The sequence below is a fragment of the Brevundimonas sp. MYb52 genome (genome assembly GCF_002979535.1).
Taxonomy (GTDB): Bacteria; Pseudomonadota; Alphaproteobacteria; order Caulobacterales; family Caulobacteraceae; genus Brevundimonas.
On the sequence record NZ_PCPB01000016.1, the window covers coordinates 1 to 18,255 of the forward strand.

15 protein-coding genes are annotated in these 18,255 nt (G+C 64.4%); 9 read left to right on the forward strand and 6 right to left on the reverse strand.

Going from position 1 to position 18,255, the window contains the following annotated elements:
- The first annotated feature begins 120 nt into the window (after positions 1–120).
- Positions 121–2,205, forward strand: a complete 2,085-nt coding sequence (locus CQ039_RS14465) for a TonB-dependent receptor domain-containing protein (protein WP_105561833.1) — start codon at positions 121–123, stop codon at positions 2,203–2,205.
- A 22-nt stretch (positions 2,206–2,227) separates the two neighbouring features.
- Complete coding sequence (locus CQ039_RS14470; RefSeq protein ID WP_233190071.1) at positions 2,228–2,707, forward strand: copper chaperone PCu(A)C; 480 nt, start codon at positions 2,228–2,230, stop codon at positions 2,705–2,707.
- A 288-nt stretch (positions 2,708–2,995) separates the two neighbouring features.
- Here the strand turns inward: CQ039_RS14470 and CQ039_RS14475 are convergent, their stop codons facing one another.
- The 3 genes from CQ039_RS14475 to CQ039_RS14485 form a co-directional block, all read right to left on the reverse strand.
- The gene (locus CQ039_RS14475; protein WP_105561835.1) at positions 2,996–3,214 is read right to left on the reverse strand and encodes a hypothetical protein; all 219 of its coding nucleotides are present in this window, start codon (positions 3,212–3,214) and stop codon (positions 2,996–2,998) included.
- A 62-nt stretch (positions 3,215–3,276) separates the two neighbouring features.
- The gene (locus CQ039_RS14480) at positions 3,277–3,882 is read right to left on the reverse strand and encodes a hypothetical protein (protein WP_233192739.1); all 606 of its coding nucleotides are present in this window, start codon (positions 3,880–3,882) and stop codon (positions 3,277–3,279) included.
- Between the two features lie 2 nt (positions 3,883–3,884).
- Positions 3,885–4,136, reverse strand: coding sequence for a hypothetical protein (locus tag CQ039_RS14485; protein WP_105561837.1), 252 nt, complete (start codon positions 4,134–4,136; stop codon positions 3,885–3,887).
- 353 nt (positions 4,137–4,489) lie between these two features.
- Here CQ039_RS14485 and CQ039_RS14490 point away from each other — a divergent pair, with 353 nt between their 5' ends.
- The 4 genes from CQ039_RS14490 to CQ039_RS14505 are packed head-to-tail and all read left to right on the forward strand — an operon-like array spanning position 4,490 to position 12,272.
- The gene (locus tag CQ039_RS14490) at positions 4,490–7,267 is read left to right on the forward strand and encodes a DNA methyltransferase (RefSeq protein WP_105561838.1); all 2,778 of its coding nucleotides are present in this window, start codon (positions 4,490–4,492) and stop codon (positions 7,265–7,267) included.
- A gap of 19 nt (positions 7,268–7,286) precedes the next feature.
- Complete coding sequence (locus tag CQ039_RS14495; protein ID WP_105561839.1) at positions 7,287–8,996, forward strand: DUF262 domain-containing protein; 1,710 nt, start codon at positions 7,287–7,289, stop codon at positions 8,994–8,996.
- On the forward strand, positions 8,993–11,059 hold the full coding sequence (locus CQ039_RS14500; RefSeq protein ID WP_105561840.1) for a pseudomurein-binding repeat-containing protein: 2,067 nt from the start codon (positions 8,993–8,995) through the stop codon (positions 11,057–11,059). Before CQ039_RS14495 ends, CQ039_RS14500 begins: the two co-directional genes overlap by 4 nt.
- On the forward strand, positions 11,052–12,272 hold the full coding sequence (locus tag CQ039_RS14505) for a GIY-YIG nuclease family protein (RefSeq protein WP_105561841.1): 1,221 nt from the start codon (positions 11,052–11,054) through the stop codon (positions 12,270–12,272). The genes CQ039_RS14500 and CQ039_RS14505 overlap by 8 nt, the downstream gene beginning before the upstream one ends.
- Positions 12,273–12,283: 11 nt before the next feature.
- On the opposite strand, the gene CQ039_RS14510 is transcribed toward CQ039_RS14505, so the two are convergent.
- Together CQ039_RS14510 and CQ039_RS14515 are read right to left on the reverse strand one after the other, a co-directional pair.
- The gene (locus CQ039_RS14510; protein ID WP_105561842.1) at positions 12,284–12,475 is read right to left on the reverse strand and encodes a hypothetical protein; all 192 of its coding nucleotides are present in this window, start codon (positions 12,473–12,475) and stop codon (positions 12,284–12,286) included.
- A gap of 49 nt (positions 12,476–12,524) precedes the next feature.
- Positions 12,525–12,713, reverse strand: a complete 189-nt coding sequence (locus tag CQ039_RS14515) for a hypothetical protein (RefSeq protein ID WP_105561843.1) — start codon at positions 12,711–12,713, stop codon at positions 12,525–12,527.
- A gap of 148 nt (positions 12,714–12,861) precedes the next feature.
- Between CQ039_RS14515 and ychF the strand changes: the two genes are divergently transcribed.
- Both ychF and CQ039_RS14525 read left to right on the forward strand, forming a co-directional pair.
- Positions 12,862–13,959: a redox-regulated ATPase YchF gene (gene ychF / locus CQ039_RS14520; RefSeq protein ID WP_105561844.1), complete on the forward strand. Its 1,098-nt coding sequence runs from the start codon at positions 12,862–12,864 to the stop codon at positions 13,957–13,959.
- A gap of 131 nt (positions 13,960–14,090) precedes the next feature.
- The gene (locus tag CQ039_RS14525) at positions 14,091–15,362 is read left to right on the forward strand and encodes an O-acetylhomoserine aminocarboxypropyltransferase/cysteine synthase family protein (protein WP_105561845.1); all 1,272 of its coding nucleotides are present in this window, start codon (positions 14,091–14,093) and stop codon (positions 15,360–15,362) included.
- A gap of 3 nt (positions 15,363–15,365) precedes the next feature.
- On the opposite strand, the gene CQ039_RS14530 is transcribed toward CQ039_RS14525, so the two are convergent.
- On the reverse strand, positions 15,366–15,836 hold the full coding sequence (locus CQ039_RS14530; RefSeq protein WP_105561846.1) for a hypothetical protein: 471 nt from the start codon (positions 15,834–15,836) through the stop codon (positions 15,366–15,368).
- Between the two features lie 113 nt (positions 15,837–15,949).
- On the opposite strand from CQ039_RS14530, the gene CQ039_RS14535 reads away from it, so the two are divergent.
- Complete coding sequence (locus CQ039_RS14535; protein ID WP_105561847.1) at positions 15,950–18,229, forward strand: TonB-dependent hemoglobin/transferrin/lactoferrin family receptor; 2,280 nt, start codon at positions 15,950–15,952, stop codon at positions 18,227–18,229.
- Positions 18,230–18,255 lie beyond the last annotated feature (26 nt).

Consider the following 18,255-nt stretch of genomic DNA (forward strand, 5'->3'; position numbering starts at 1 on the left):
CCGCCGCGCCCGCCGTCCACCGCCCCGCCGAAAGCCTGAAAACCAGAAACCTCTGCCGCCTCGCGCGCGTCCAAGGACGACGCCCGCGACCGCACCTCTGTTTTCAGGATTTGACCTTCCATGTCTTTCAAGACCACTGCGGCGCCGTGCGCGCTGCTCATCGGCGCCTGCCTGGCGCCCGCCCTTGCTCATGCGTCCGAGGCTGATGGCCCCACCACTGTCGTCGACAGCATCATCGTCACCGGCCGCCGCAACGCCGAAGACCCCGCCGTTGTGGCCGAGGCGCGCGACCGCCTCAGCCGCACCCCCGGCGCCGTCGCCGTCGTCTCGGCCGAGAGCTACGCCGACCGCTTCGCCCAGGGCTTCGCCGACACCCTGAGGAACGTTCCCGGCGTCCTGGCCCAGAAACGCTATGGCGAGGAAAGCCGCCTCTCCATTCGCGGCTCGGGCATCGCTCAGGGATTCCACCAGCGCGGCGTCCTGCTGGCTCAGGACGGCGTGCCCTTCGCCGACGCTGACGGCTTTTCCGACTTTCAGGGCGTCGATGCCCTCAGCGCCCGCTACATCGAAGTGTGGAAGGGGTCGAACACGCTTCGCTTTGGCGGGGCGCAACTGGGCGGGGCGATCAACCTGGTCACGCCGACCGGCCGCACGGCCCGCCAGCAGAACCTGTGGCAACTGGAGGGCGGCAGTTTCGGCTCCGTGCGCGGCCATGCCGCCGTGGCGCGCACGCACGGCGACTGGGACGTCTATGCCGCCGCCACAGCCATGCAGAGCGACGGCTGGCGCGACCACAGCCAACAGTCGCAAGCCCGCCTGACCGTCAACGCCGGGCGCTCGTTCGGCGTGGACCGCGAGGTGCGCCTGATCGCCCAGGCGGCGGACATCAAGCAGGATCTGCCCGGCTCGCTGACTCTGGATCAGGCGCTGAAGACGCCGCGCCTAGCCTCGGCCTCGGCTCTTTCCGGGGACCAGGCCCGCGACCTGACGGTCAAGCGACTGACGCTGCAGACCCGCTGGCGCTTCAATGACGCCACCCTGTTCGAGGGCGCCGTCTGGGGCTGGGAGAAGTCCCTCTATCACCCGATCTTTCAAGTCATGGATCAGGACAGCGCCACACGCGGCGCCTTTGGCCGCATCGACTGGACGGGTCAGGTCGCGGGCCTGCGTGCCGACGCCTTCTACGGCTTCTCGTGGCGGGACGGCGAGGTCGAGGCCCTGCGCTACGTCAATCTGAGCGGCCTGCGGGGCGCCAAGACGGCGGACGCTCGGCAAGAGGCCTCGGGTCTGGACGTTTTCGCCGAGGGGCGCCTGTTCGTCACCGATCGGCTGGCGCTGGTGGCGGGCGGGTCCTGGGGCCGGGCCACGCGCGACTATGCCGACCGGCTGAACCCCGCCAATGACGACAGCATCGACTACGACTGGTTCTCGCCGCGGCTGGGCCTGCTATGGGAGGCGGAAAGCGGGGCTCAGGTCTTCGCTAACGTCACCCGTTCGGTCGAGCCGCCGACCTATGGCGCCCTGGTGCAGGCCCCGCTGACCGGCTTCACGCCCGTTCAGGCTCAGGACGCCTGGACCGCCGAGATCGGCACGCGCGGACGGCATGGCGCCTTCGCCTGGGACCTGACCGCCTATCGCAGCCAGATCGACGGCGAGATGCTCAACTTCACCGTCGCGGCGGACCAGTTGCCCGCCACCTTCAACGCCGACAAGACGGTCCATCAGGGGATCGAGGCCGGTCTGGACTGGCGTCTGCCCGTCGAGGTCGCAAACGGCTCCATGTTGCTGCGCCAGACCTACACCTGGAGCGACTTCCGCTTCGACGGCGACGCGCGCTGGGGCGACAACCGCCTGCCGGTCGTGCCTGAGCATCAGTATCGGGCCGAGCTGACCTGGCGACACCCGTCGGGCGTCTTCATCACCCCCTCGGTCGAGTGGCGGATCAGCCAACCCTACGTCGACTACGCCAACACCATGAAGGCTCCCGACTACGCCCTGCTGGGCCTGACGGCGGGCTTCGACGTGCGTGACGGCCTCTCCGTCTATGTCGATGCGCGAAACCTCACGGACGAGCGTTACGTCGGCGAGTTCTCCGCCGTGACCGACGCCCGTCCGAATGACCCCAATATGCCGCAGCCGTCCACTGCTGTCTTCTTCCCCGGCGAAGGCCGCTCCGTTTTCGTCGGCCTGCGACTGGCCTATTGATCAACCCGAGAAGGAACCCATGATGACCAAACACACCCTGATCCTCAGCGCCCTCGGCGCCCTGTCCCTCGCCGCCTGCGGCCAGCCCGCCGACAAACGCCCTGAATCCGCCGCTGCCGCCGGAACCGTCACGGTCGCCGACGCCTGGTGCCGCCCGACGCCGAACGGCGCCAAGGTCGGCGGCTGCTACGTCACCCTGACGGCCGGTTCCGACGACCGCCTGCTCAGCGTCTCGACGGCTCTGGCCGAAAGCGCCCAGATCCATGAGATGAAGATGGAGAACGGCGTCATGAGCATGGGCGAGCTGAAGGACGGCCTGCCCCTGCCCGCCGGTCAGAAGGTCGAACTGAAGCCGGGCTCCACCCACGTCATGCTGATGGGTCTGCGCGATCCTCTGGTGGACGGCGGCGTCGCCTCCTTCACCCTGACCTTCGAGAAGGCCCCGGCCATCGGGGTGCATGCGGCGATCAAGCAGCCGCAGGTGGTGGATTCCGAGGAGTAGCCGGATCCGCGCCTTTCCTCCCCATTCCATGGGGAGGGGACCGCGTAGCGGTGGAGGGGGCGACACAAAGGTCAGCCGTCGAGACGCCCCCTCCGTCACGTCGGCTTTGCCGCCGCGCCATCTCCCCATTGCATGGGGAGGAAAGCCCGATATGCGGGTAGTGACTTAGGAAAATCGTCGTTTGTTAGTAAGCGCCAAATAGGCCATCGGCTGCCCGGATAGGGGCGTCGTTTTAACTGCCCGATAGCCACCCTGACATCCGACCGGCCTAGGTCGTTATGAGGCCTCTCACGGCCGGGTGGCGCGGATGACCTTCTTGATCTGCTTGCACAGGGAGCATGTCGCGACCTCCTGTGCGAAGTCAGACGTCGTAGCGAGCGCTCCGGTTATCTGTGCGGGATGGGCGGCGTCATTGGATAGGCCGACACCGCCAGCGAGACACTTGTTGCAGATCGCTGCTGGTCGCATGGCCGTGATGTAGTCGTTGATCTTCTGGGGGACTGACATGGGCCTCTCCGCGTTTGCTGAAGGTAGCAGTGGGCATGCGGCCCGCGCCAGTCTTCGAAGGTCTAGTAGCCTCGGATTCGATAGCTACCCAGGCACATGTGGCAGATGGTGCTCCGGCCAGGCTGGAGGGCCTCCGCCAACACCTTCGCCCTATCAAGGTCCTCGCACGCGAGCCAGCGCCCGGACTTGGTGTCGCCCTTGCCTCCCTTGCCTCGCCCATCGTTGCAGTTCTTGGAGGAATGAGTGTGAACCTTCGTCAGGTGGTGCACAGTGCTTTCGTAGACCCAGAACGGTGCCCTGATCGGCCCATCCGCCTTCGGCTTCGAGAAGAGAGCCCTCAGGCGCGCATCGGCTTCTTTTTTGGCTGCGCACTCCTGGCGACGCCGTTCGGCTGTGAATGCATCGGCCAGATCAAGGAGGTGATCTACCTCCCAAATCGTATCGACGATCCCGGCTTCCATCGCTGGAGTCAGGCGTTTGATCCATGGGAGGGGCTTCCCGGCTGCGTCACGCAAGGGCTTACCCTTGGCGTCGCGTGGCCGCTTTGGCGTCGGCACCAAACAGTAGTTTCCGTAGACAAGCGTCAGCGCCAGATGACGTTCATGGTGCTCCGCCTTCTTAGAGAACGCATTGGTGCGACGCCCGAACCGACGGTTGCGCATGCGCAGGTTTAGGTTCTGGCGTTCGACGTAGGCGGTGTGGACGTCCGAACGAAGGAATAGAGTTCGTCGGCCTGAATCTTCTCGATCACCAGCCCTCTGGTTCGCTTCATCAGGCTGATCGCCATATCCCCCGCATCAGCGAGAAGTTTGGCGACGGTGTTCTGCTCGACACCGAAAATGCGCTCGCAAGAGCGAATGGAAACCCCCTCGCAGAGGCTCGCAAGGATTTGGCGGCGGGTCCGCCGGTCGGGCTTAGCCATCCAGTCCCGTAGCTGACCAGCTAGGGTGGGCAGTCCTCTGAGTGTCGCGGTTGATCATGAGCGGCTCCTAGTTTCAAATTTCCGGGTAGCTCCGGCAGTGATTCCGCTAGCGCTGTGGCCGAAAAATGTCAAGTATAAATCGCTCAAAATGACCTGTTTACTTTGTTAACCTTACCTATGACGCCGATGACAATGTATAGACTAGGTTCTTGAATGTGTTTGCCATCAATGTTGCTTCAGATTTAGATGTGCTTACGGAGGAAAGATCGACCGGCGATCGCCTCTAGGTTCTATCTGTTGAAATAATCGCAGTTCGCATCGCGCGCCGTCGCCTAGCGCGCTAGACGGGTTTCATGAACGCCGTTGAGATCGAAGAAGCCGTATCAGCCCTGGCCGAGGCGCCGTTTGACGCCGAGGCGTTTCCGTTCGCCTTCCTGGCGGCGTTCGGGAACAAGGAGACGGCGATCAAGCGGTTGCGCACTGGCGCGACCAACCAGTCAGACCTGCCAGGCGGCGTGCTCCAGCGCAGCAACATCCATGTCCTGGTCGCGCCGCAGGAGCAGGTCGCCGAGGCGCTCGGCATGCTGCGCGACAGTCCGCGCACAAAGTCGGCCAAGGCGCGCTATGTCCTGGCGACCGACGGCGTGACGCTGGAGGCCGAAGACCTGACGTCTGGCGAGACGGTTGTCTGCGACTACGTTGACCTGCCCAACCACTTCGGCTTCTTCCTGCCGCTGGCGGGCATCACCACCGTCCGGCAGATTCGCGAGAGCGCCTTCGACATCCGAGCGACCAGCCGGCTGAACCGGCTCTACGTCGAACTGCTAAAGGACAACCCGGAGTGGGGCACGCCTGAGCGACGCTCGGCCATGAACCACTTCATGGCGCGCCTGATCTTCTGCTTCTTCGCCGAGGATACTGGCATCTTCCCCGGACAGCGGCGCTTCACCCTGACCATCGACCAGATGAGCGCCCGGGACTCGTCCAACACCCACGAAGTGATCGAGACCCTGTTCCGGGCGATGAATACCAAGACCGGCGAACGGGCTGCGGCGGGGGGGGCACGCTGGGCGGACGCCTTTCCCTACGTGAACGGCGGCCTGTTCTCCGGCGGCACGGAGGTCCCGCGCTTCAGCAAGATCGCCCGGTCCTACCTGCTGCACATCGGCAATCTGGACTGGACGCAGATCAACCCAGACATCTTCGGCTCGATGATCCAGGCGGTCGCCGACGACGAGGAGCGCGGCGCGCTCGGTATGCACTACACCAGCGTGCCGAATATCCTGAAGGTGCTGAACCCCCTATTCCTTGACGATCTGCGGGCGCAGGTTGAGGCGGCCGGTGATAACCCGCGAATGCTGCTGAACCTGCGCAAGCGCATGTCGCGGATCAGGGTCTTCGACCCCGCCTGCGGGTCCGGCAACTTCCTGGTGATCGCATACAAGCAGATGCGAGAGATCGAGGCCGAGATCAACAAACGGCGCGGTGAGCCAGACCGTCGCTCCGAAATTCCCCTGACCAACTTCCGGGGCATCGAACTCCGGGAGTTTCCTGCCGAGATCGCCCGGCTGGCGCTAATCATCGCCGAGTATCAGGCCGACGAATTCCACAGAGGGCAAAAGGAGGCAGTGCGCGACTTCCTGCCGCTCGACAAGGACAACTGGATCACCTGCGGCAATGCCTTGCGGTTGGACTGGCTGAGCGTCTGCCCACCTACAGGAACCGGGGTGAGGATGAATGCTGACGACCTGTTCGCAAGCCCTCTGGATCAAGCCGAGATCGACTTCGAGAACGAAGGCGGGGAGACCTACCTTTGTGGTAATCCACCGTATCTGGGCAGCAAGTGGCAGTCTGCTGAACAGAAATCTGACCTTGGCGCGCTTTTCGATGGGCGGACGAAAAACTGGAAATCGCTCGACTACGTGGCGGGCTGGTTCATCAAGGCCACAGACTATGGGCTACACACCCACTGCGCCGCTGCCTTCGTGTCCACGAACTCCATATGCCAAGGTCAACAGGTGCCGATCCTCTGGCCGCTGATCTTTCGGACGGGCCACGAGATAGCCTTTGCGCATACCAGTTTCAAATGGACTAATCTTGCCAGTCACAACGCCGGGGTGACGGTCGCAATCGTAGGCATCTCCAACCACGCAGGAAAAGGGCGGCTCCTGTTCTCTATCGGAGAGGATGGCACGACGATTCTGCGGGAGGCTGAGAACATCAATGCCTATCTGGTTGCAGCCCAGAACATCGAGGTGGAAGCGATCGGCCGCCCCATCTCTAACCTTGCGACGATGCAGTTTGGCAACCATCCCTACTATGGCGGGCCCCTGATTTTTTCGAAGTTCGACGCGGACCTGATGCGCAGGGCCGACCCACGCGCCGCGCGCTTCATCCGCCCACTTTATGGCGCACAAGAGTTCATCTCCGCTGCGCCGCGCGCTTGCCTATGGATCAGCGACGACGAAGCGGCGGAAGCGGGAGCGGTTGCGACGATTGCCGAGCGGATGGATGCCGTGGTGATCGCCCGACGCGCAGCGAAGCAGGATAAGGCGGCGCAGAAGCTAGCCGAGACTCCTTATCGTTTTCGGGATCAGGAAACCGCCGAGGATCATGTTTTGGTCGTTCCCCGCGTGAGTTCGGAGAACCGACCTTACCTGCCGGTTGGTCTCCTGAGTGCCGACGCGATCATTCAGGATCAAGCTTTTGCGCTTTACGACGCCCCCCTGTGGAACTTGGCGCTGATCGCTTCGCGTCTGCACCTTGTCTGGATCGCCAACGTTTGCGGCAAGTTGGAAACCCGATACCGCTATTCCAATACCCTCGGCTGGAACACCTTTCCGGTTCCGACGCTGACTGAAACCAACAAGGCAGAGCTGACCGCCTGCGCCGAGGAAATTCTGCTTGCCCGCGAAGCGCATTTTCCCGCCACCATCGCCGACCTCTACGCCCCCGAGAATATGCCCGCCGACCTGCGCGCCGCACATGAGCGCAACGACGAGACGCTGGAGCGCATCTATATCGGCCGCCGGTTCCGCAACGACACCGAGCGGCTGGAGAAACTGTTTGAACTCTATATCAAGATGACGACGACGGTCGCCAAGGCGGCCGGATCGCAGACGATGAACTGACCAAAGTCCGGGGGCATGGGTGGAAGCGCGTAACAAGAAGATCGAAGACTGGTTCGGCATGATCAAGCAGGGGCAGATCGTTCTGCCCCGGTTTCAGCGCCACGAGGCATGGCGGCCGGGCCAGGTGGTCGCCTTGCTCGAAAACGTGCTGCGCGATCCTCCTCTGCCGATTGGAGCGCTGCTGACCTTGGAGGTCGGGGACAACGAACTTTTTCACTCGCGACCCATCGTCGGCGCCCCGGAGCCGCAGTCCAAGCCTCTGCTCCACCTGCTGGACGGACAACAGCGGATGACGGCGTTGTGGCGAAGCCTGACCGGCGACTACGACGGGTTGGCGATCTTCGTCTCTCTCGACCCGGCCAAACAAGGCGAAGCGGACGCGGAGACCGACAGCGAACCGGGTGTGGATGCGCCGCTGATCGAGGCCGTGAAACGCTGGGACCGCAAGGGCGTCATGCAGCCGGTCTGGGCCAACGACCCCGTCGAGACCCTGGAGCGCGGACTGATCCCCGTCACCCTGCTGCGTCCAGGCGCCGACGGAGAGGCTTTGCTGGACGCCTGGGAGACGGCCGTCGGTGACAGCGCCCTTCTCACGCCCAAGGTCATTAAGCGGGTGGCTGCCCTGCGCCAGCGCGTCGCCAAGTATGACGTGCCGTTCCTGTCGCTGAACGCGACCACGGGCCGCGACACTGCCCTCAACGTCTTCATCCGCATGAACACCTCGGCGACCCCCCTGAAGGACTTCGACATCGTGGTGGCTCAGCTTGAGAGCGCGACCGGCGACTCTCTCCACGACATGGTCGAGGAACTGACCGACGCGGTGCCGATGGCGCGAAACTATGGAGATGTCGAGGACACCATCCTGTCGGTGGCCGCACTCCTGATGGGCAAGCCACCGCTGAAAAAGACCTATCTCGACCGGTCCTATGGCGAAGAGTTCAAGTCGGTCTGGCCGCGACTGAAGCACGGCTTCAAACACGGGATCGACTTCCTCCAGCGCGAGGCCCTTTTCAACGACCGCAGCCTTCCGAGCGATGTGGCGGTCTATCTGACTTGCGCCTTGTGGGCCGACGTGCCCGAGCACGCCTTCGACAGCGGGGGCAATGCGCGGACGACCATCCGCAAGGCGCTGTGGCGGGCCTGCTATACCGACCGCTACGGCAAGACTTCAGCGACGCGCGCCTATGCGGACTATCGCGTTCTGAGTGCCATGATCGCCGGCAAGGACGCCGGTGCTTGCGACCTTTTCGACGAGACTTTCTACCCGTTGCCGGCTGTCGAAGAATTGGTTTTGGCGGGTTGGCCGGGCCGCAAGGATCGTCTTCCGCGCGCCATCCTCGCCACCGGCTTGCGACGGGGCGGCCTGGACTTCGCTGACGGTGCCTCGATCTCGGCGTCGAATTTTCACAGCCGCGAACTGCATCACCTGTTCCCCGTCGGGGTGCTAAGCGGCGATCGTCAAGACGAACGGGTCAACAGGGGCTTGAACTGCGCGCTGATCACCTGGACGACCAATCGCAAGGTCGGTGCCCAGACGCCCTCGGAATACATTGGCCGGCGGGCTGAGGCGGCGCACCTCGGCGAAGACGCGGTGCGTCAGCGACTTGAGAGCCACCTGATCCCCTATGACGCGCTGGTAGGCGATGACTACGACACCTTCCTGCTGGCGCGGGCGGAACGGGTCCACTCTGACATGACCGCCCTCTGCAAGGGACATTCGCCCGCATGACGACCGCTCGTCCGATCCCGTCCGTCTCCCTGACCACAGCCCGCACCGGCGCCTCGACCAAGGCGAACGAGATGGGCATGCGGGTGATGCAGGAGCGCGCCTATGCCCGGCGCGGCGAGCAATACCTGTTGATCAAGTCGCCGCCAGCATCAGGCAAGTCTCGGGCCTTGATGTTTATCGCCCTGGACAAGCTGCACAACCAGGACCTGAAGCAGGCGATCATCGTGGTGCCCGAGAAGTCGATCGGCGGCAGCTTCGCCGACGAACCGTTGAGCCACTTCGGGTTCTGGGCGGACTGGAGGGTCAAGCCACAGTGGAACCTGTGCAACGCCCCCGGCATTGACGAGGCGCGGGTAGCAAAGTCCAAGGTCAAGGCAGTTGGGGAATTCTTGGCGAGCGACGACCGGGTCCTCGTGTGCACCCACGCCACCTTCCGCTTCGCGGTCGAGGACCTCGGCGTCGAGGCCTTCGACGACCGCCTGATCGCGGTGGACGAGTTCCATCACGTCAGCGCAAACCCGGACAATGTGCTGGGACGCCAGCTTGGCGACCTGATCGCGCGGGACAAGGCGCACATCGTCGCCATGACCGGCTCCTACTTCCGGGGCGACGCGGAAGCGGTCCTGTCGCCCGGCGACGAAGCGAAGTTCGAGACCGTCACCTACACCTACTACGAGCAACTGAATGGCTACGAGCACCTGAAGGCGCTCGACATCGGCTACTTCTTCTATTCGGGCCGCTACCTCGACGCGATCATGAAGGTGCTCGATCCGAGCCGGAAGACGATCGTCCACATCCCCCACGTGGCCTCGCGCGAGAGCACCAAGGACAAGATCAAGGAAATCGACGAAATCATGGACGCCTTGGGCGACTGGAAGGGGGTCGACCCGGTTACCGGCTTCCACCAGATCGAGATCGAGGGCGGCCGCATCATCAAGGTCGCCGATCTGGTCGATGACGACCCCGGCAAACGCGAGCGCGTGATCACGGCGCTCAAGGACCCCGCCCACCGAAATGACCGGGACCACGTCGACATCATCCTGGCCCTCGGCATGGCTAAGGAGGGCTTTGACTGGATTTGGTGCGAGCACGCGCTCACGGTTGGCTACCGGAGCAGCCTGACCGAGATCATCCAGATCATCGGCCGTGCCACCCGCGATGCGCCGGGCAAGGAGCGCGCCGCCTTCACCAACCTGATCGCGGAGCCGGACGCCGCCGAGTCCGTGGTGGTCGACGCCATCAACGATACCCTGAAGGCCATCGCCGCCAGCCTGCTCATGGAGCAGGTGCTGGCGCCACGCTTCGAGTTCACGCCGAAGGACACCGGGCCGAAGGAAGGGTTCAACTACGGCGAGGGCGGCTATCAGGAAGGCAAGCGCAATGTCGGCGTCAATGAAGAGACGGGGCAATTCCACTTCGAGATCAAGGGGCTGGTGACGCCTGAAAGTCCCGAAGCGACCCGCATTTGCCGCGAGGACCTGAACGAGGTCATCACCGCCTTCGTTCAGGACAAGCAGGCTCTGGAGCGTGGTCTGTTCGACCACGAGAACGTCGTGCCGGAAGAACTAACCCAACTGCGCATGGGAAAGATCGTTCGGGATCGTTACCCGGAGTTGAGCGAAACGGACCAGGAAGCCATCCGCCAGCACGCCGTCGCTGCGCTCAACCTGACCCAGGAAGCCAAGCGTCTGGCCACCGGGGGCACCAGTGACAGCGATCCCAAGGCGAATACCGCCCTGCTGGATGGCGTGCGCAAGCTGGCGATGGACGTCAGAGAACTGGACATCGACCTCATCGACCGGATCAATCCATTCGAGGCTGCCTACGCGGTGCTGGCGAAGTCCATGAGCGAAGGCATGTTGAAGCAGGTCGCCGCCGCGATCGCCGCGAAGAAGATCAGCCTGACCATCGAAGAAGCCCGTGACCTCGCCAAGCGCGCCCTGAAGTTCAAGCAGGAGCACGGTCGCCTGCCTGAGATCACCTCTCAGGACCCGTGGGAAAAACGAATGGCTGAAGGCGTTGCTTTCCTGGCCCGTAGTCGCGCACAAGCCGGCAATGGCTGACTTGGACAACGAAGACGACAAACTGCTTGCCGAACTCGGCGTCGAGGTCACCGCGAAGAAGGTGGCCACCCTCACGCCGTTGGAGGAACGGGTCATTGCAGGTTTTGAAGTCGTTATGCGGTTTCATGCCGAACACGGCCGTGCGCCTCTTCACGGCGAGGGTCGGGACATCTTCGAGCGCCTCTATGCGGTTCGTCTGGATCGCCTGCGCGATTTGACCGAATTCCACGCCCTCCTCGCCGAGTTCGACATGGCGGGTCTGCTGGCTAAGCCGGACGGGCTTGTCTCCGCCGAAATCGAAGCCCTCGACGATGAGGGCCTGCTTGCCGAACTCGGCGTCGAAGCCAATGGACAGGTCGAGGACGACATCAAAACCCTGCGCCATGTGAAACCACGCCAGGAAATCCGCGCCGCCGAGGAGATCACCTCTCGCCGCCCGTGCGCCGAGTTCGAGCGCTTCCAGCCGCTGTTCGAGGCGGTTCGGGCCGACCTTAAGTCAGGGGTGCGAGAGGCCCGAAAGTTCGGCGAGAGCGCCGCCATTCGGAAGGGCGAGTTCTTCATCCTCGGCGGACAGGTCGCCTATGTCGCCGAAGTCCCCGAAGCGTTCACGATCGAACACGACCACCCCAATGGACGCTTGCGGGTGATCTTCGACAACGGCACCGAAAGCGAGCCTCTCCTGCGCTCGTTCCAGCGTGCCCTCTACAAGGATGAACAGGTCGGCCGCCGCATTACCGACCCCGCCGTGGGGCCGCTGTTCGGCACCGAGGCCGAGGACGGCGACCTGGAGAGCGGCACGATTTACGTCCTACGCAGCAGGTCGGATCATCCGACGATCACTGATCGTCATGATCTGATCCACAAGATCGGTGTGACCGGTGGCGATGTGAACGCCAGAATCGCTAACGCTCGCCACGACCCGACCTACCTACTCGCTGACGTAGAGATCGTTGCCACCTACAAACTCTACAACATCAATCGGGCCAAACTCGAAGGCGTGTTTCATCGAGTGTTGGGTCGCGCGCGTCTCGATCTGACGATCCCGGATCGGTTCGGCCAAACCGTTCGGCCCCGTGAATGGTTCCTGGTCCCGCTCCACGTCATTGACGAGGTGGTGGAGCGCATCAGCAACCAGACGATCACCGACTACGAGTACGATCCTGCCTCCGCCTCATTGGTCAGGCACGGCAGCGGGGTGGCTACTCAATCCTGAGGCTTCTCGGGCTACGCCAGTCGGCGACCGAGTTCACGCATCGACTTGCGCGACGGACGAGGCAGCTTGGCCTTCAACGCCTTCAGTTCCTTCGCCTCTTCACGCGTCAGGGGGCGGTCATGATCTCCGAGGATGTCACGGATCGCCTGCGCTACGCTCGCCGCAACGGCGTCGTCATCATCGTCTTGGACCGGCGGGGTCACTTAGGCTCTCGTAGTTGGGGCGACATTGGGGAAGGCTACCACGCCTCGGTCAGTAGGGCACGTTCGACGCCGCGCGGCGCAGCAGCGCCTGAACAGCGGCCTCCTTGGTCGGCCACGCGCCGCACTCGACGCCGTTAAGGGAGCCGACGAACTGAAGGCGGCCGCCGGACGTCACACGGCGAACGCCGAAAACCTGACGGCCCCGCGAAAAGTGGATATAGTGAGAACGACTGTGCATCGGGGGAACTCCATTGATCGTCCCCCAGCGCTGAAGGCCCCCGAACGCCTTATCAACGCCTCCAGAACAGCTACGTCACCACCGATATGCGCCCGCACCTGACAAACGAGCCCGAACCCGCTAAAGGCTCGCGCTCACGAGGAATCCCATGGCTCTTAAAGTCGCGATCGTCGGCCTGCCCAACGTCGGCAAGTCCACCCTGTTCAACGCCCTGACCAAGACGGCGGCGGCCCAGGCCGCCAACTATCCGTTCTGCACCATCGAGCCGAACACCGGCGACGTGGCCGTGCCGGAAGCCCGTCTGAACCAACTGGCGGAAATCGCCGGGTCGAAGGAAATCATCCCCGCGCGGATCACCTTCGTCGATGTGGCTGGCCTGGTGCGCGGCGCGTCCAAGGGCGAGGGCCTGGGCAACCAGTTCCTGGCCAACATCCGCGACTGCGACGCCGTGGCCTTCGTCGCCCGCTGCTTCGTCGATGACGACATCACCCACGTCGAGAACCGCATCGACCCCATCTCGGACCTCGAGATCATCGAGACCGAGCTGATGCTGGCCGACCTCGAAAGCCTGGAGCGCCGTCGCGTTCAGGTCGAGAAGCGCGCCAAGGGCGGCGACAAGGAATCCCAGTTGACGCTGAAGCTGATCGACGCCGCGCTGGAGAAGCTGCGCGACGGCAAGCCCGCGCGCCTGGCCGAGGTGTCCAAGGAGGACAAGAAGGCCTGGGACATGCTGCAACTGCTGACCGCCCTGCCCGCCCTCTACGTCGCCAACGTCGAAGAAGCCTCGGCCGACAAGGGCAATGAGCTGTCCGACCTGGTGGCCAAGCGCGCCGCCGAGGACAACGCCAACTCGGTGGTCATCTCGGCCCAGATCGAGTCGGAAATCGCCATCCTGGACGACGAGGAGCAAAAAGAGTTCCTCGAGACCCTGGGTCTGGAAGAACCCGGCCTGAACCGCCTGATCCGCGAAGCCTACAAGCTGCTGGGCCTGCAGACCTACTTCACCGTCGGTCCCAAGGAAGCCCGCGCCTGGACCATCCCCGTCGGCGCCACCGCGCCTCAGGCCGCCGGCGTGATCCACACCGACTTCGAAAAGGGCTTCATCCGCGGCGAGACCATCGCCTTCGACGACTATGTCGCGCTGAAGGGCGAAGCGGGCGCCAAGGAAGCCGGCAAGATGCGCGCCGAAGGTAAAGCCTATGTCGTCAAGGACGGCGACGTGATGCACTTCCTGTTCAACAACTGATGCTGACGCGGCGGCCGGTTAGAAAATCTGACCGGCCCCGCAGAAAATCTGAAATCCCATTGCTATTCGGGGTTTGCTAGCCTCGGGGAATGAAGGCGCGGTTCCCGCGTCAGACTCCCCGGGGAAACGCCATGAAGTTCGACACGCTCGCCGTCCACGCCGGCTATTCGCCTGACCCGACGACCAGGTCGGTGGCCGTGCCCATCTATCAGACCACCAGCTACGCCTTTGACGACACCCAGCATGGGGCCGACCTGTTCGACCTGAAGGTGGCGGGCAATATCTACACCCGGATCATGAACCCCACGTCCGACGTGCTGGAGCAGCGTCTGGCGGCGCTGGAGGGCGGGATCGCGGCCCTGACCGTGGCCTCGGGCATGGCGGCCATCACCTATGCCATCCTGACGATCGCCGAGGCCGGCGACAACATCATCGCCACCGGCGCCCTCTATGGCGGCACCTACAACCTGTTCGCCCACACCCTGCCCCAGTACGGCATTGAGGTGCGCTTCATCGACGCCGACGACATCGCCGCTGTCGCCGCCAACACCGATGAGCGGACCAAGGCGGTCTTCTGCGAGTCCATCGGCAATCCGCTGGGCAATGTGGTGGACTTCGCCGCCCTGGCCGACGCGGCCCATGCCCAGGGTCTGCCGCTGATCGTCGACAACACCGTGCCGACCCCCTACCTGACCCGCCCCATCGAACACGGCGCCGACATCGTCGTCCACGCCCTGACCAAGTATATCGGCGGCCACGGCACCTCGATCGGCGGGGCCATCATCGACAGCGGCAAATTCCCCTGGGCCGAGCACAAGGCGCGCTTTCGTCGCCTGAACGAGCCCGAGGTGTCGTATCACGGCGTGGTCTATACCGAGGCGCTGGGCCCGGCGGCCTATATCGGTCGGGTGCGGACGGTCCTGTTGCGCAACACCGGCGCCGCCATCTCGCCCTTCAACAGCTTCCTGATCCTGCAAGGGCTGGAAACCCTGGCCCTGCGCATGGACCGGCACGTCGAGAACGCCGTGGCCGTGGCGAACTATCTGAAGGCCCACCCCAAGGTGAAGTGGGTCAACTACGCCGGTCTGCCCGACCACCCCGGCCACGCCCTGATCCAGAAGTATTTCGGCGGCAAGGCCTCGGGTCTGCTGACCTTTGGCGTGGACGGTGGCCGCGAGGCCGGCGGGCGGTTCCAGGACGCGGTCAAGCTGTTCACCCGCCTGGTCAACATCGGCGACGCCAAGTCCCTAGTCTGTCACCCGGCGTCTACCACCCACCGCCAGTTGTCGCCAGACGAGCTGAAGAAGGCGGGCGTGACCGAGGACACCGTGCGACTGTCGGTCGGCATCGAGCACATCGACGACCTGATCGCGGACCTGGAACAGGCCCTGAGGGCGGTCTGACCCTCAGTCCGCCAGGGTGGTGCATCGCAGCAGCCGGACTGGCCGGTCGCTGCGGTCCATCCAGGTGATGGCCAGGGTCTGGGCCGTGGCGGCGAAACGCACCCGCTCGTAATGTGCCTGACCCTCGGCGTCGCACTTCAGCGCCGCTTCATAGCCAGTGCTGATCTCCGTGATGCGCTGGATGTCGCAGCGGTTCTCATAGCCGCGCAACTCCGTGGTGGTGATCTCGATCGGCACGCGATCTCCGCGCGGGTTGAAGCACCACTCCGCCTCGGCCGCCCAGCGGCCCACGAAACTGGCCGGCCCCGCCCCCGGAAGCATGGATTCGGCGCCGGGCGGGCGCTCGCTCGGGGGCGCGACGGCGGCCGGCCCCTGAATGGGCTGAGCCGGCTCCGTCGGCGGATTGACCCCGCCGTCCCTATCGCATCCTGCCAAGGCGAGGGCGACGACACAGATCACGACGAGACGGTTCATTGGTATGGAACGCCCGCTGCGGCGGCGCAGTTTCACCACAACGCCACAATTGAGATTGATTCTGATAACCGTTCGCAGTAATTGCGCAGCCCTCTCCAACCGGGGCCGTAACCATGCGCTCGTTTCTGATGTTCTCCGCCGGGCTGACCGCCCTTTCGGCCGCCGCCTTCCCCGCCTTCGCCGACGAGGTTGCGGACCTGGAACAGGCCGTTCCGGTCGCCCCGATCACTGTGGTCGGCACCCGCACCCAGCGCCGCGTGGACGATGTCCCGGCCAGCGTCAGCGTCATCACCGCCGAGACCATCGAGAACAACCTGGTCACCGACATCAAGGACCTGATCCGGTTCGAGCCGGGCGTCAGCGTCCCGACCAGCCCTGCCCGCTTCTCGGCCGCCCTGTCGGGCGCCGGCCGCGACGGCAACTCGGGCTTCACCATTCGCGGCATGGGCGGCAATCGAGTCCTGATCATCCAGGACGGCGTGCGCGTGCCCGACGGCTTCGCCTTCGGCGCCCAGAGCGTCGGTCGCGGAGGCTATAACGACCTGGACCTGGTCAAGTCGGTCGAGATCCTGCGCGGCCCGGCCTCGGCCCTCTATGGTTCGGACGGCATCGCCGGCGCGGTCAGCTTCACCTCCAAGGACCCGTCCGACTTCATCAATAGCGGCGAGAACTTCGGCGCTCGCGCCCGCGTCGGCTACAGCTCCGCCGATGAAGGCTGGACCGAGGGTCTGGCCCTAGCGGGCCGTGCCGGGACCCTGTCCGGCCTGCTGGCCTACACCCGCCGCGACGCCCATGAGACCGAGAACATGGCCGAGACCGGCGGCACGGGTTCGGCCCGCACCCTGCCCAACCCGCAAGAGTTCGCCTCGAACGCCGTCCTGGCCAAGCTGGTCTGGGATGCGAACGACAACCACGCCTTCCGCCTGACCTATGACCACTTCGATCAGGACATGGAGGGCGACGCCCTGAGCACGCGCGGATCGAGCCGCTCCGGCACGCAGGCGCGCACTACGATCACGACGGTCAATCAGGTCCTGGCTCAGGACGAAACCCAGCGCGACCGCATCAGCCTAGACTGGCGCTTCAGCGACTTCCTCGGCCTGGAATCGGGATCGGTCGCCGGATACTGGCAGGACGCGACGACCCGTCAGTTCACCTTTGAAGATCGGGATATCACCACCATCATCAACGGCGGGACGCCGACCACGGTCGCCAGCGACCGCACCCGCGACGTGACCTTCGACAACACGGTCTGGGGCCTGGCGGCACAGGGGTCCAAGACCTTTGGCGGTCCCTCGGTTCAGCATCGCGTCACCGTCGGCGGCGACTGGTCGCGCACCACCCAGGAAGGCATCCGCGACGGCACAGTGCCGCCGATGGGCGAGCCCTTCCCCGCCCGCCCCTTCCCCAAGACCGAATATGATCTGGCGGGCCTGTTCGTTCAGAACGAGATCACGCTGATGGGCGGCCGCCTCAGCATCATCCCGGCCCTGCGCTACGACTGGTATGAGTTGACGCCCAAGGCCGACGCCCTGTTCCCGGCCCCGTCCGAGGGTCAGAGCGACAGCCATCTGTCGCCCAAGATCGGCGCCATCTACTGGGTCGATGACCACTTCAGCGTCTTCGCCAACTACGCCCAAGGCTTCAAGGCGCCCTCGCCCATGCAGGTGAACAACTTCTTCGCCAACCCGGTGTTCGGCTATGAGTCCATTCCCAACCCCGACCTGACGCCGGAAACCAGCGAGAGCATCGAGGGCGGTTTCCGCTTCCGCAATCTGGCGATGTTCGGCGGCGCCCTGTCGCTGTCGACCACGGCCTTCCACACCAGCTACGACGACTTCATCAACCAGGTGGTGGTGCGCGGGACTGGCGTGCCGGGCGTCGATCCTCTGATCTATCAGTACGTCAACCTGACCGAGGTGAAGATCTGGGGTCTGGAAGCGCGCGGGGACATCCGCTGGGACAACGGCTTCTCGGCCATCGTCGCCGCCTCGTTCGCAGACGGCGATCAGGAGACGGACGGCGAGCGCGGCAAGCTGACCAGCATTGATCCGATCAAGGTTGTGGCGGGCCTGAACTATGCTGCGCCGTCGGGCGTCTGGGGCGGCGGCGCGACCGTCACCTGGTCCGACGACAAGTCGAACCATGAGTGCGGCGGCGGCCTGTGCTGGCCGGGCGAGGAGTTCGCCATCCTGGACCTGACCGCCTTCTGGAACGTCACCGAAAAGGCCACCCTGCGCGCCGGCGTGTTCAACGTCTTCGACGAGAAGTACGCCTGGTGGAGCGACGTTCGCGGACTGAACCGCCCGGCCGTCGACGCCCGGCCCGCGACTCTGGACGCCTTTACCCAGCCGGGCCGCAACTTCGGCGTCTCGGTCAACTTGCGCTACTGAGACCGAGGGTTAAAAATGCAAACGAC